Genomic DNA, 13,371 nt, shown 5'->3' on the forward strand with positions numbered 1-13,371 from the left:
TCCCTTAACCGCGCGGTGCCTGGGCACTGGCGACTTTCACATTCGAACCTGCCACCGCCGGTGCCGGATTGCTGGCTTCCAGCGCCTGGCGCTGACGGGCGAGGGTGGCGAGGGTTTCTTCACTGGCCATCGGGGTTTCCTCCGGGGTGACCGGCGAGCCTGGGCGCACACGCTGCAGGCCCTTGACCACGATGCGGTCGTCCTTGCTCAGGCCGCTGCGCACGATACGCAGGCCTTCGAGCTTCGGACCCAGTTCCACCGCGCGGTAGGCGGCCTTGTTGTCCTTGTCCATGACCAGCACGAACTTCTTGCCGAGGTCGGTGCCGACCGCTTCGTCATTGATCAGCACGGCGTCGTACTTGGCGCTGCCGACCAGCTTGAGGCGGGCGTAGAGACCTGGGGTGAACTGGCCATCGCGGTTGTCGAACACGGCGCGACCACGGATGGTGCCGGTGCGCGGGTTGACCTGGTTGTCGACGAAGTTCATCTGGCCCAGGTGCGGGTTGCCGGTCTCGTTGGTCAGGCCCAGGTACACCGGGGTGGTCTGGCCGCGCTGGCCCTGGCGGGCAAGCTGGGTGTACTTGAGGTACACGCGCTCGTCGGCGTCGAAGTAGGCGTAGACCTTGTCGGTGGAGACCACGCTGGTCAGCGGGGTGACGTCGGCGGTGACGATGTTGCCAGCGGTGAAGTCGGCACGGCTGACGCGGCCACTGATCGGCGAGGTGACGCGGGTGAAGCTCAGGTTCAGGCGGGCCAGGTCGAGCTGGGCCTGGATCGCATCCACCCCGGCGCGGGCCTCGGCGGCGGCGCTGGTGCGCGATTCGGCAAGCTCGGCGGAGATGGCGTTGCTGTCGCGCAGGCGCTCGCCACGACGGGCTTCGTTGGCGCTGCGGATGGCGGTGGCCTTGGCCTGTTGCAATTGGGCTTCGAGGCGACGGACTTCAGCCTGGAACGGGCGCGGGTCGATCTGGAACAGCAGGTCGCCTTTCTTGACCTGAGCGCCTTCGGTGAAGGCCACCAGGTCGATCTGGCCGGAGACGCGCGGGCGGACTTCCACGGTTTCCGGGGCTTCCAGGCGTCCGGTGAACTCATCCCATTCGTTGATCGGCTGCTCGATCACCTTGGCCACGCTCACCTTGGGGGCGGCGGGAGCCTGCATGGCGTCGGGGGTTTTACCGCAAGCGCTGATCACCGCCACTGCCAGGGCAGCGAGGGGATAGCGCAGGGCCTTGAATGAATATTCCATGGAGAACTCCGCCACTGTATTGATAGTGGGCGGATCATGAGTGTGTTGCGTTACAGGAACGAATCGAATGGCGCGAAGGTCATTATCACGCGGAATGATATGTCGAGCCTGTTTATCGATGGCGACACATGTGGCAGTGGGGGGCAGCGGCGTTGCGACGTGCTCGCGCCCCCCTCACCGCATGACTGAAATCAGTCCCCGAACCCCTCCAGCACGATCTTGCCCTTGGCCCGGCCACTTTCGATCAGCGCGTGGGCCCGGCGCAGGTTGGCGGCATTGATGGTGCCGAAATGCTCACCCAGCGTGGTCTTGAGCACACCATCGTCGATCAGTTTCGCCACCCGCTCCAGCAACTCGTGCTGCTTGATCATGTCGCTGGTCTGATAGAGCGAACGGGTGAACATCAGTTCCCAGTGCAGTGACAGCGATTTGCGCTTGAGCGGCACCACGTCAAGGCTGGCCGGATCGTCGATCAGCGCCAGCTTGCCCTGCGGGCGCAGCGCCGCGATCAGTTGCGCAAAGTGACTGTCGGTGTGGGTCAGGCTGATCACCAGGTCGACCTCGGGGTAGCCAATGGCGTTCAGTTGCTCGACCAGCGGCTGGCTGTGGTCGATCACATGGTGCGCGCCCAGCTCGCTCACCCACTGACGGGTTTCGGGGCGAGAGGCGGTGCCGATCACTGTGAGGCCGGTGAGCTGGCGTGCCAATTGAAGCAGGATCGAACCCACGCCACCGGCCGCGCCGATGATCAGCAAGCTCTGGCCTTGGCCTGCGTTTTCAACGACACCCAATCGGTCGAACAGCAATTCCCAGGCGGTGATCGAGGTGAGCGGCAATGCTGCGGCGCTGGCGTTGTCCAGGCTGCGGGGCTTGTGGCCGACGATGCGTTCGTCGACCAGGTGCAATTGGCTGTTGCTGCCGGGACGATCGATGGCTCCGGCGTAGTAGACCTGGTCACCGGGCTGGAACAGGGTGACTTCGGTGCCGATTTCGCGGACGGTCCCGACCGCATCCCAACCCAGCACCCGCGGGGCAGTACTGCCGGCGCCGGCGCGGATCTTGGTGTCGACCGGGTTGACTGAAATGGCCTGGACCTCGACCAGCAGGTCACGTGGGCCTGGAGTGGGGCGGGGCAGTTCGCTGTCGAACAGGGCTTGGGCGCTGTCGATGGGCAAACCGTGTTCGGTGAAGACGATGGCTTTCATGGGGGTTCCTTGGGTATCGATGGGCGATGGAGATACCTTAGCTAACGTGGTTTGGCTGAAAAACATCGTTATGGAAGTTAGACTTTCGGCTTTTCTTTGAAAGTGTGCGCTGACAGGGCAGCCCTCTCGCGGATTGTCCCGCGAGAGGGCTGCTGCTGTTGGCCGATCACGCCCCGCGTGGTGGGAAGTCCACTTCGGTCCGCGCCACATTGTTCAGGTAGTTGGTCAAGGTCAGTAGCGTTACCTGGGCAATCACATCGACGATCCGCGCATTGTCCAGCCCACCGGCGCGTACCTCGGCCAGCACACCGTCGGGCACCTGGCCGCGGTTCAGGGTCACTGCGCGGGCAAGCACGGCCACCGGGCTCAGGGTGCCGGCGCGTGCTGCCTGCATATCAGCCTCGCTCAGCCCCGACTTGCCGCCGAAGAAGCTGTGCGCAGCCACGCAGTACTCACAACCATTGACCTGGGATGCGGCCAGAGCCACGACCTCGCGTTCGGCCGGGGTCAGGCTGTTCTTGCCCATGGCCTGGGCCAGCGCCATGTAGCCGTTCAGTGCGGCCGGCGAATGGGCCATGGTGGCGAAGGCGTTGGGCAGGAAGCCCAGGCCCTTCTCCACGCCTTGCAGGGCAGGACGGGCGGCTTCAGGGGCTTGTTCGATGGTCAGGGCGGCAATGCGAGTCATGGTGAATCTCCTGTCTGAGTGGGAGCTTGTTGTTCAAGCTTGGGTACAGATTACCCAGCAGGAATTGCCTTTCGGGTTCAGATCGTCCAGCTTATGCGACTGATCGTCTAAATATGGATCTGCCATGGACCGCCTCGCCACGCTGCTCAACCATTTCGACTTCAACGCTTCGACGTTTCACCACGGTGGTTTCTGCGGCATATCGCGCTTCGATGGCGAGCAGCGCAGTGGTCATGTACATCTGCTGCGCGCAGGGCGCCTGCGTTTCAGAGGCCCGGCCGGTCAGGAGCAGGTGTTGGAAGAACCCAGCCTGATTTTGCTGGTACGTCCGCAGACCCACCAGCTGCTGGCCAGCGAGTCGGACAACGCCGAGCTGGTCTGCGCCACCTTGGATTTCACCGGCGGCCCGGACAATCCGCTGACCCGTGCATTGCCGGACGCGCTGGTCAGCCCGCTGAGCGCCCTGACCGGGTTGCAGGCCAGCAGCGACTGGCTGTTCACCGAGGCCTTCGGCGACGACTGCGGACGCGAACTGGTGCTCAACCGGTTGTTCGAACTGATGGTGATCCAGCTGTTACGACAGTTGCTCGGCGACGGCCAGATGGCTTCGGGCATGTTGGCTGGGCTGGCCGACAAGCGCCTGTCGCGGGCGCTGGTGGCGATGCATGACGCCCCTGCGCACAACTGGAGCGTGGAGGCGCTGGCATCATTGGCGGGGATGTCGCGGGCAAGCTTTGCCGCGCACTTTCGCGCGGTGGTGGGCAGCACCCCGGGGGACTACCTGGCGGATTGGCGCATCGGGCTTGCGCAGAAGCGTATCCGCGAGGGCAGGCCGCTGGCGCTGGTGGCGGATGAGGTGGGGTATCAGAGCCCCTCGGCGCTGGCCAGAGTGTTCAGGCGCAAGACCGGGGTGAGCCCTTCGCAATGGCGTGGAGAAGCCTGAGATCATGGGTATTCTTTTCGCGGGCAAGTCGCAGCTGTGAATCGCCGCTGCGACTTGCCCGCGAAAAGAACACCACAGTCATCAATGATCCGCGACAACCTCATCCTGCGACAGCAGCGCCTTGGCCAGCTCTTCATCACTGGCCTGTAACCCAGGATGGCTCTGGCGTACCTGCTCCAGCGCCGACTCCACATACGCCCCGCGAATCGCACCGCCGCTGGCCACGAACGCAGACAGCTCGTCGCGCGCCGGAATGATCCGTTTGTCATCCTTGAATGTGGAGTAGAGCGAAGCAGAAACCCCTGCCGAGGTGGCCACATCGCCCGCGTCGACACGGGCCAGGGCGGACCCTGCGGGAATGCACAGCAGCAGTGCCGGAACAAGCAGTGAATAACGCATGATCAGTCCTCCAGAAGCATCACAGCCCAAGGGATCTCGTGCATGCAATTAAGAGGTGCGGCCATTGGCCAGAGTTCCCCGAGCGAGCAATTGCCAGACGAGCGACCGCATATCGGCCGCCCGACTTCATCAGCAATTGCGGCTTACACTATCAGCATTCTTGATACTGTCAGCGCACCTGCTGTTTTGCTGAAGTTGTGACCGTAGACTTATTCGTAACCGGCCCTCCGCGCCGGCTCACAACTACAAGAAGCAAGTGGAGACACGAATGAGTAGCCAAGTTTCGTTCGAAGACCTCCCACTCAGCCGTTTTCATATCAAGACGGTGTTCAGTGGTACAGGCGGTCAATTCAGTGACGGATTCGTGCTAGGGATTATCGGCATCGCGGTCAGCATGGCAGCGGGGCCGTTGCAATTGAATGCGCTATGGATGGGTTTGCTCGGCGCGGCGTCACTGGCCGGTCTGTTTCTCGGCAGTTTGTTTGCAGGGCCCTTGGCCGATAAGTTCGGCAGGCGCCGTATCTTTGCCTGGGACATGTTGCTGTTCGCGGTTATTTCAGCTTCGCAGTTCTTCGTTACTTCACCCGAGCAACTTCTGGCCCTGCGCCTGCTGCTCGGGCTGGTGCTGGGGTTCGACTATGTGGTGAGCAAGTCGCTGGTCACCGAGTTCGCCCCACGCCGTTATCGCGGGCGTTTACTGAGTGTACTGGCCGCCGCCTGGGCCGCAGGTTACGTCGCCGCGTACCTGGTGGGCTTCGCCATCCGTGATATCGGCCCGGACGCCTGGCGCCTGATGCTGGCCTTGAGCGGTGTGCCGGCCTTGTTGATCCTGCCGTTGCGCCTGGGTGTGCCGGAATCGCCGATCTGGCTGATGGCGCGCGGTCGCAGTGCCGAGGCGCTGGCCATCGTCCAGGCCAAGTTCGGTGCGCACGTGACCTTGCCCGTCGCGCCACCGGCAGCGGCGCAGCAACGCGGCAGCTTCAGCGAGCTGTTCAGCCGCCGCTGGCGCAAGAACACCCTGGTCGGTTGCGTGTTCTACACCTGCCAGGTGATTCCCTTCTTCGCCCTGGGCACCTTCTCGCCGCGTGTGCTCGAAGCATTGAACGTGCAGGACAAGTTCGTTGGCGGGCTGGTCTACAACGTGTTGCTGATGCTGGGCGCACTGTTCGGCCTGCTGATCATCGACCGCATTTCGCGCCGCAGCTTCCTGATCGGCACCTTCTACCTGAGCGCCGTGGGCCTGGCCGTACTGGCCTGGGCCAACTTCGGGGCGCTGGGCACCATCATTGCGTTCGGCTTCTTCGCGTGCGTGCTGGCGGCAGCGGTCAACCTGGAGTTCGTCTACCCGCCGGAGCTGTTCCCCACCCACCTGCGTGCTTCGGGCATCGGCCTGGCCGTGGCCGCCAGCCGCTTCGGCTCGGCGTTCGCCACCTTCCTGTTGCCGATCGCCGTGCAGCATCTGGGGGTGCATACGGCGCTGGGCGTGTGCGTCGGGGTGCTGCTGTTTGGCGGTGTGTTCTGCCACCTGTTCGCCCCGGAAACCAGCCAGGAGCGCCTGGCGGCGGTCACACCGGAGGAGGGCGACGGCAAACCTGAAGAGCGGCCGTTGAACGCCCATTGATCACCCACACGGGAGCTTGAGCATGCCTGGCAACAGACTCATCGACATGTACGCGGTCCAGGTGTTCATCGCTGTGGCCGAGGAGGGCAGCATGTCCGGTGCGGCCAGTCGCATGGGCATCTCCCAATCCGGGGTATCGCAGCTGGTACGCCAGCTGGAGGACGATCTTGGCGTGGTGCTGGTGGACCGCACCACGCGGCCGCTGACCCTGACTACGTTCGGCCTGGCCCTGCGCAACCGAGGCGCGCTGCTCAGCGAGGAGCTGTCCAACCTCAAGGCGCAGGTGCTCGATGCCGGGCGCGGGGTCAAACCGGACCTGCGCATTGGCCTGGTCGATTCCTTCGCCGCTACCTGTGGCTCGATGTTCACCCGGCAGATGCTTGGCCAGGTCACGCAGTTGTCGGTGCGTACCGGCCTCAGCCCGCAGCAGGGCGAGTCGTTGCTGCGCCGCGACCTGGACCTGATCGTCACCAGCGATCCGCTGATGGATGCCAACGACGTGATCCGCTATCGCTTGTTCACCGAGCGCTATTTCGTGATTACGCCCAAGGCGCTGGGGCGAGCGCTGCACAGCCTCGACGATGTGCGGGCGCTGGCCAATGTGCTGCCGGTGGTGCGTTTCAATCGCCTGTCGCAGGTCGGCCTGCAGATCGAGCGGCACCTGCGCGGCCTCAATGTGCGGGTGCCCAACCGCCTGGAGCTGGACAACGCCGACGCCCTGACCGCGATGGTCGCCGAAGGCATCGGCTGGGCGGTGACCAGCCCGATGTGCTTTCTGCAGGCCATGCCCTGGGTCGACAACGTCACCGCGCACCTGACCCCTGAGCTGAGCCTGGAGCGCTCGCTCTACCTGGTGGCGCGGCGCAACGAATACGGCGCCTTCTTCGCAGATGCCTGCGAGTCGGCGCGTGCTGTCATCCTCGATGGCTTCCTGCCGCGCCTGACGGCGCTGGGCAAGGGCGTCGAGGCATTAGTCAAATTCGATGAGGGAAATACCTGTGAGTACTTTTGATCGCCTCGATGCACGCGTCGAGCAGGATTATGTGGGCGAAGTGCGGATTGCTGCCGACAAGCTCTATGGCGTGAATTCGCTGCGCGGCTTCGACAACCTGAGCGTGTCGCCGCTGAGCATCGCCCATTACCCGGCCTTTCGCGATGCCTTTGCCCAGTGCAAGTGGGCCGCAGCGCTGGCCAACCATGAATGCGGGGTGATCGCCCAGGCCCAGGCCGACGCCATTGCCCAAGCCTGCCAGGCGGTGATCGCCGGTGCATGCGACGACTCGCTGATCGTCGATCTGCTGGAAGGATCAGGCGGCACCTCGACCAACATGAACTTCAACGAAGTCATCGCCAACCGCGCCCAACAGTTCCTCGGCCATGCGCCGGGCAGCTACGAGGTGGTGCACCCCAACGACCACGTCAACATCTCGCAGTCCACTAACGACGTGTACCCGGCGGCGTTGAAGATCGCCACCCACGCCATGCTTGCCGGGCTGATCGAGCAGGTGCGCCTGCTGGCCCAGGTGTTCGATGCCAAGGCGCTGCAGTTCGCCGATACCCTTCACTTGGGCCGCACCTGCCTGCAGGACGCCCAGCCCATGCGCCTGGGACAGTTGTTCGGAGGGTACGCCGCGCTGACTCACCGCCTGGCCGACGAACTGGTCGCCGTGCGTGAAAAGCTGCACACACTGCCTTTGGGCGGCACCGCCATCGGCACCGGGTTCGGCGCGCCGAAGGCTTACCGCGCGGCGGTGTACCGGCATCTGGTGACGATCACCGGTGTCGCCTACCAGGCGCCAGCCAACCCCTTCGATGCGATGCAGAACATGGATGTGTTCGGCCGCGTATCTGGCGAGCTGCGTACCTGCGCCACCTCGCTGGCGAAGATTGCCGCCGACCTGACCAAGCTGTCGTCGGGGCCGGTGGGCGGCATGGGCGAGCTCAAGTTGCCAGAAGCCCAGGCCGGCTCCTCGATCATGCCCGGCAAGGTCAATCCGGTGCTGCCGATGGCGATGATCCAGCTGAGCTTCGCGATCATTGGCAACGATGTGGCAGTGGCTCAGGCAGTGCAGTACGGCGAGCTCGAGATCAACCATTTCGAGCCGGTGGTGGCCTCGCGAGTGTTCGACAGCATCACCTTGCTCACTCAGGGCATCCAGCGTTTTCGTGAGAAGTGCGTGGCCGGCATCCAGGCTGACGAAGCCCGCAACCTGGCGCATTTGACCGATTCGATGGCGGTGGCGACGGCCCTGGTGCCGCGCCTGGGTTATGCCCAGGTCAGCAAGCTGGCGCGTCAGTCGGTGCGTGAAGGGCGCTCGCTGCTGGCGATCCTGGCCGAGTCCGGTGTGATGACCGAGGCGCAGGCCATGGCAGCGATCGAGCAGGCGTCGTATCCGGTGTTCGAGCAGCGTTGATTGATGAACCCGCCCCTGCAGACAGGTCACCACCTGCTGCAGGGGCGGCGGTTCGGCGGCTCGACTGCCCGCGAAAGCGCCGGAGCGCCCAATACAGCGCGCGAAGGATTGAAAGTTGTGTGTTTCCAGAGAACTTCTGTTGACCGGTTGTTGAGTTTCGAACAGCGGTCGTTATATCGAAATACCCGAATCAAAGCTGAATCTCCTGGTGTGGTCTTGAACTGTTGTTTATTGAACAGCGGGTTGCACAAATAGCCCGTCCTCCAACACGCGAATCGCTGAAATAGTGTCTTTAGTGCCTTGGCACAACAACTGCAATAACCCATTTGAATGCCCGACCGTACTTCGTGAATAACAGCGAAACGCGGCCTTATATATAAATGGGGAGTATCAGTAGTGCGTGCGAAAGTTCGATTTTCCACTCAGCCGCGTTTCAGTCTGGTGACCGCCGCCAGCCTGCCGTTGTTACTGGTTGCCTTCAGCCCGGCAACGCTGGCCGCCGAGGAATCCACCTTGGGCACGGTGACGGTCACCGGCGCCGCGGCAACCGGCGCCCAGCAGGACCAGAAGCGCCTGCAGAAGGTTGCTGGCAATACGGCGGTGGTCGACAACCGCAAAGTCGAGCAGGGCCGTGCGGCCAACGCCGAGGACGTACTGGCGCTGCAGCCCGGTGTGTTCGCCCAGGGCACCAGCGGCACGGCTGCGAACAAGATCTCGATCCGCGGCTCGGGCCTGAATACCTTCTACCAAGGCTATGTACTGGGCACCAAGTTTCTCTTCGACGGCCTGCCGATCACCGGCCCCGGTGGCACCCAGGAAGACTTTCTCGACATGCAGGCGGTGGATCACACCGAGGTGCTCTACGGCGCCAACGCTTACGAGTACGGCGCGTTGGCACTGGGCGGGGCGATCAACATGGTCAGCAAGACCGGCCGTACCGACCCTGGCAACTATGCACGCTTCGAGGTCGGCAGCTATGGCTACCGCAAGCAGCAGCTGAGCACGGGCGGTGTGGTGGGCGACAGCGACTACTACATCAACGTGCTGCACAACGAGCGCGACGGTTACCAGGATCACGCCAGTAACGAAGGTCGCGGCATAGCCGCCAACTTCGGCCACGTGTTCAGCCCCAAGCTGCAGACCCGCATGTTCTTCAAGTACCGCGAAGAGCAGTTGATCAACGGCAACACCCTGACCCGCGCACAGCTCAAGCATGACCCGCGCAGCAACCTGGTGCCCACCGGGCGGCGCAAGGACGGCACCACCTTCATCGGGAACAAGACCACCTACACCTTCGACGATGGCGCCAGGCTCGAAGTCGGCGCGTCGTACAACAACTACCCGCTGCTCAATGGCTGGCGCTATGCCGTGGCGCCGCAGGATTGGCGCTCGAAGGATATCAACCTGACCCTGCGCTACCTGCGTACCGGCGACACCTTCCTCGGCCTGCCCAGTGACAGCAGCGTGATCTTCAGCAACACCCGCGCCTACCTGGCCGATGTCAAGGCGCACAGCCGCGCCACCGGGCTCAGGACCCAGGAAACCAACTACACCGGCTCGCGCGATACCGTGCTGACACTGGCCAACGAGCTGCAACTGGCCGATGACCTGTGGGTGTCGTCGGGGCTGTCGTTCGTCAACATCCGTCGCAAGGGCGAGATCGAGGCGAGTACCCTGACCGCGGCCAACCCCAGCAACTTCCCCACCCGCGTCGAATACGTCGAGAACGACCTGGCGCCGCGGCTGGGACTGCGCTACCAGATCAATCCCGAATTCCAGCTGTTCAGCAACGTCAGCCGCAGCATCGACCCGCCGGTGACCTGGCAATTGGGCAGCACCAGCAATCCTTTCCTCTACGATGTCCGGCCGCAGAAGGCCACGACCTTCGAGGTGGGGGTACGCGGCAGCCATGGGATCTTCGATGGCAGCCTGACCCTGTACCGCTCCTGGGTGCAGAAAGAGCTGTTGACCGTGGTCGTGCAACAGGCAACCGCCACCCAGGACCAGCTCACGGCCACCTCCAATGCCAGCCCGACCCTTCATCAAGGCATCGAAGCGGGGCTCAACGCCTTGCTGTGGACCGGTGCCAACGGCGACACCCTCGACCTGCGCCAGGCCTACACCCTCAACGACTTCAAGTACCGCCACGACGAACGCTTCGGCGACAACCAACTGCCCGGCCTGCCGCGTCAGGTCTACCAGGCCGAGCTCGCCTATCGCCAGGCCAGCGGGTTCTACGCCTCGCTCAACCTGCGTGCCGCGTCCAGCTACTACATCGACTACGCCAACACCTGGCAGACGCCCTCGTACCTGCTGTGGGGCGCCAAGTTCGGCTACCAGGCGCCGAGCCGCAAGTGGGAGGTGTTCGCCGACCTGCGCAACCTCACCAACCAGCGCTATGCCAGCGCCACCAACACCGCCTATGACGCAGGCGGGCGCGATTCTGCGAACTTCTACCCAGGGGACGCGTTCAACGTGACCACTGGCGTTGCCTTCCGATTCTGAGTGCGGGGAGAGCCTCATGAGCACAGATCAAGCGCAGATGAGCCTGGGCATGAACATCCTCGGGTTCGGCGCCCATGCTGCGGCCTGGCGCCAGGGCGAGGCGGCCATCGACGCGTATGTCGATGTCGCCTACTACCGCGATATCGCCCGGCTTTCGGAGAAGGGCTGCCTGGATGCGATCTTTCTCGCTGATGGCCCGGCACTGCCCGGCGATGTCGCCAGCCAGCCGGGCGGGCGGCTGGAGCCGACCCTGCTGCTGACCGCCGTGGCCGCTGCCACCGAGCGCATTGGGGTGATCGCCACCTGTTCGAGCACCTACAACGAACCGTTCAACCTGGCCCGGCGCATCGCCTCGCTGGACCACATCAGCGGTGGGCGCGCCGCATGGAACGTGGTCACCAACGCCGGCGACGCGGCCGCGCAGAATTTCGGCCTGGCGGGTGCGCCGCTGCATGTCGATCGCTATGGCCGCGCCGAGGAATTTCTCGAGGTGACGCTCAAGCTGTGGGACAGCTGGGAAGAGGATGCAGTGATCGGGGACCGGGCAGGGGGGCGCTTCGCCGACCCGGACAAGGTCCATACCGTCGACTTCAAGGGCCGGCACTTTCAGGTCAAAGGTCCGCTGAACCTGCCGCGCTCGCCCCAGGGGCGTCCGGTCCTGGTCCAGGCCGGTTCTTCCGAAGGCGGCAAGGCGCTGGGGTCGCGCTATGCCGATGCGATCTTCACCACCCAGACCACCTTGCCTGACGGGCAGGCCTTCTACCGGGAGATGAAAGCCCGCGCCAAGGCCTGGGGGCGAGACCCGAGGCACCTGAAGATCATGCCCGGCCTGTCGACGGTGATCGGCAGCACCGAGGCCGAGGCCCATGCGCGTTTCGACGAGCTCAACGCCTGGCATGGCGAGCATGGCCTGTTGCAGCAAGTGGCCGGACGCATCGGTATCGATGCCCGCGAGCTGGACCCGGATGCGCCCTTGCCCTGGGCCAGGATCGGCCCGGTGGCTGCGTTCGAGCAGGGTTCCCATGGCTTTCTCGAGGCGCAACTGAACCTGGCCCGGCGCGAAAACCTGACCATTCGCCAGTTGTCGCGACGCATCCTGGTAGGCCACCGGCTGGCGGTCGGTACGCCCGAGCAAGTCGCCGACACCCTGGCCGAGTGGTTCCTGGCCGGGGCGGGAGATGGCTTCAACATCATGCCTGACATGTTTCCATCAGGCGCGCAGGTGTTCGTCGAGGAAGTGGTGCCGTTGCTGCAGCAGCGGGGATTGTTTCGGCGCGAATACCAGGGCAGCACGCTGCGCGAGCACCTTGGTCTGCCCAAGGCGGTGAATCAGTACTCGCGGCGCAGGTGACCCCGATAAAGGGGAATGGCAGTGGGGAATCCCCCCCCGCTGCGATCCCTGTGAACTGCCAAGGTACTGAAAACGCTCTCTATTTTTCCATGGTATGCCCCTTGCTCCGGCACCTCGCAGAGTCCTGTGTCCCGGAGGTGTAGCATGAAGACCCCGCCCAAAGGCTCCATCCTGACGGCCAATGACCAGCGGGCTGCCGCCGACCAATGCCGTAGTGCAGGAGTGCGGCACATGACGGAGGAAGCCAAAGGCAGCCAGGCCACAGACGCTATGGTCTGGCAATAGGGTTACCAGCCTATCCGGCTAATGGTAGGCAGATAGATCCCCCCCCACTGTCGAACGCCGTTGAAGTCAGGTGCTAGTGGACGAAGGTCCACCGTCCAAGAAGTGGTGTCATGCAGATAGTTTTCACCTGCCCAGTAGAATGACTCAGGCCACCCTAGAATTTGCAGCACTGATCTTGTCGGATCCTCCCCCTTGTACACCTGCCAGAACGTCATCATTTGAGCTCGAGTCAACGCATGGTGCTCAGGACGTGTTGGCTCTGATGCGGGAATTCTCCAGACTTGATTATCGAGTCGTTGTACCAGACGTACGAAACCGGTAAACGTGATGTTGTAACCGGCTTGGCTGCCAGCGCTGTCTATCACCGTGATCCGTGCAGTGCCGATTCCCGTGGCCACCACGAATCCACTCTTCGGATCCACCACGGCGATATTTCCGTTGCTCGATGAATAGCGATAGGGGGGTAATCCACCTTTAGCTGAGCGCAGGAAAGAAGCATTGAACTGGGGCGCAGGTACAGCCGGGGGGCGTTGCCAAACGATGATGTAATCGGGCCCTATGGCCTGGTGATGGTCACCACCGATGTACAACGAGTTGCCCACCTTGAAGCGCAAAGGCTCGGACTTTCTGGGTGCCGCAGTTATCGACGATGTCATGGCTTTTCCCTGGTGCTGGTAGTCCCGGCAGCAGTATTGCCCGGATTGAAATCGCCCGAAA

Annotated in this window: 11 protein-coding genes; 6 read left to right on the forward strand and 5 right to left on the reverse strand. The window is 63.5% G+C overall.

The annotated features are described in order from the left end of the window. Positions 1-4 precede the first annotated feature (4 nt). The 3 genes from mexE to F6X62_RS11495 all read right to left on the reverse strand — a co-directional run bounded on the left by mexE (position 5) and on the right by F6X62_RS11495 (position 3,136). A complete protein-coding gene (gene mexE / locus F6X62_RS11485; RefSeq protein WP_065862810.1) occupies positions 5-1,246 on the reverse strand; it encodes a multidrug efflux RND transporter periplasmic adaptor subunit MexE in 1,242 nt (413 codons plus the stop codon). A gap of 191 nt (positions 1,247-1,437) precedes the next feature. Beyond that, positions 1,438-2,451 carry a zinc-binding alcohol dehydrogenase family protein gene (locus F6X62_RS11490; protein WP_153773552.1) on the reverse strand — a complete coding sequence of 338 codons (1,014 nt, stop codon included), beginning with the start codon at positions 2,449-2,451 and terminating at the stop codon, positions 1,438-1,440. A 166-nt stretch (positions 2,452-2,617) separates the two neighbouring features. Continuing rightward, positions 2,618-3,136, reverse strand: coding sequence for a carboxymuconolactone decarboxylase family protein (locus tag F6X62_RS11495; protein ID WP_153773553.1), 519 nt, complete (start codon positions 3,134-3,136; stop codon positions 2,618-2,620). Positions 3,137-3,260: 124 nt separating this feature from the next. Between F6X62_RS11495 and F6X62_RS11500 the strand changes: the two genes are divergently transcribed. Then, a complete protein-coding gene (locus F6X62_RS11500; protein WP_153773554.1) occupies positions 3,261-4,079 on the forward strand; it encodes an AraC family transcriptional regulator in 819 nt (272 codons plus the stop codon). Between the two features lie 81 nt (positions 4,080-4,160). On the opposite strand, the gene F6X62_RS11505 is transcribed toward F6X62_RS11500, so the two are convergent. Then, complete coding sequence (locus F6X62_RS11505; protein ID WP_054891299.1) at positions 4,161-4,478, reverse strand: DUF2388 domain-containing protein; 318 nt, start codon at positions 4,476-4,478, stop codon at positions 4,161-4,163. Between the two features lie 268 nt (positions 4,479-4,746). On the opposite strand from F6X62_RS11505, the gene F6X62_RS11510 reads away from it, so the two are divergent. The 5 genes from F6X62_RS11510 to F6X62_RS11530 all read left to right on the forward strand — a co-directional run bounded on the left by F6X62_RS11510 (position 4,747) and on the right by F6X62_RS11530 (position 12,369). Next, entirely contained in the window at positions 4,747-6,099 is a 1,353-nt protein-coding gene (locus tag F6X62_RS11510) for an MFS transporter (RefSeq protein WP_065862813.1), read from the forward strand. A 22-nt stretch (positions 6,100-6,121) separates the two neighbouring features. Then, positions 6,122-7,111 (forward strand): LysR family transcriptional regulator, encoded by a 990-nt coding sequence (locus tag F6X62_RS11515; protein WP_153773555.1) that lies wholly within the window; start codon positions 6,122-6,124, stop codon positions 7,109-7,111. Then, complete coding sequence (locus F6X62_RS11520; RefSeq protein WP_153773556.1) at positions 7,098-8,513, forward strand: aspartate ammonia-lyase; 1,416 nt, start codon at positions 7,098-7,100, stop codon at positions 8,511-8,513. Before F6X62_RS11515 ends, F6X62_RS11520 begins: the two co-directional genes overlap by 14 nt. Before the next feature lie 396 nt (positions 8,514-8,909). After that, entirely contained in the window at positions 8,910-11,018 is a 2,109-nt protein-coding gene (locus tag F6X62_RS11525) for a TonB-dependent receptor domain-containing protein (RefSeq protein WP_153773557.1), read from the forward strand. 16 nt (positions 11,019-11,034) lie between these two features. Continuing rightward, positions 11,035-12,369: an LLM class flavin-dependent oxidoreductase gene (locus tag F6X62_RS11530; protein ID WP_153773558.1), complete on the forward strand. Its 1,335-nt coding sequence runs from the start codon at positions 11,035-11,037 to the stop codon at positions 12,367-12,369. Positions 12,370-12,656: 287 nt separating this feature from the next. Here F6X62_RS11530 and F6X62_RS11535 read toward each other — a convergent pair whose 3' ends face one another. Continuing rightward, the gene (locus F6X62_RS11535) at positions 12,657-13,310 is read right to left on the reverse strand and encodes an Ig-like domain-containing protein (protein ID WP_153773559.1); all 654 of its coding nucleotides are present in this window, start codon (positions 13,308-13,310) and stop codon (positions 12,657-12,659) included. Positions 13,311-13,371: the final 61 nt, after the last annotated feature.

The organism is Pseudomonas sp. MNR3A, from assembly GCF_009650575.1.
Classification (GTDB): Bacteria; Pseudomonadota; Gammaproteobacteria; order Pseudomonadales; family Pseudomonadaceae; genus Aquipseudomonas; species Aquipseudomonas machongensis.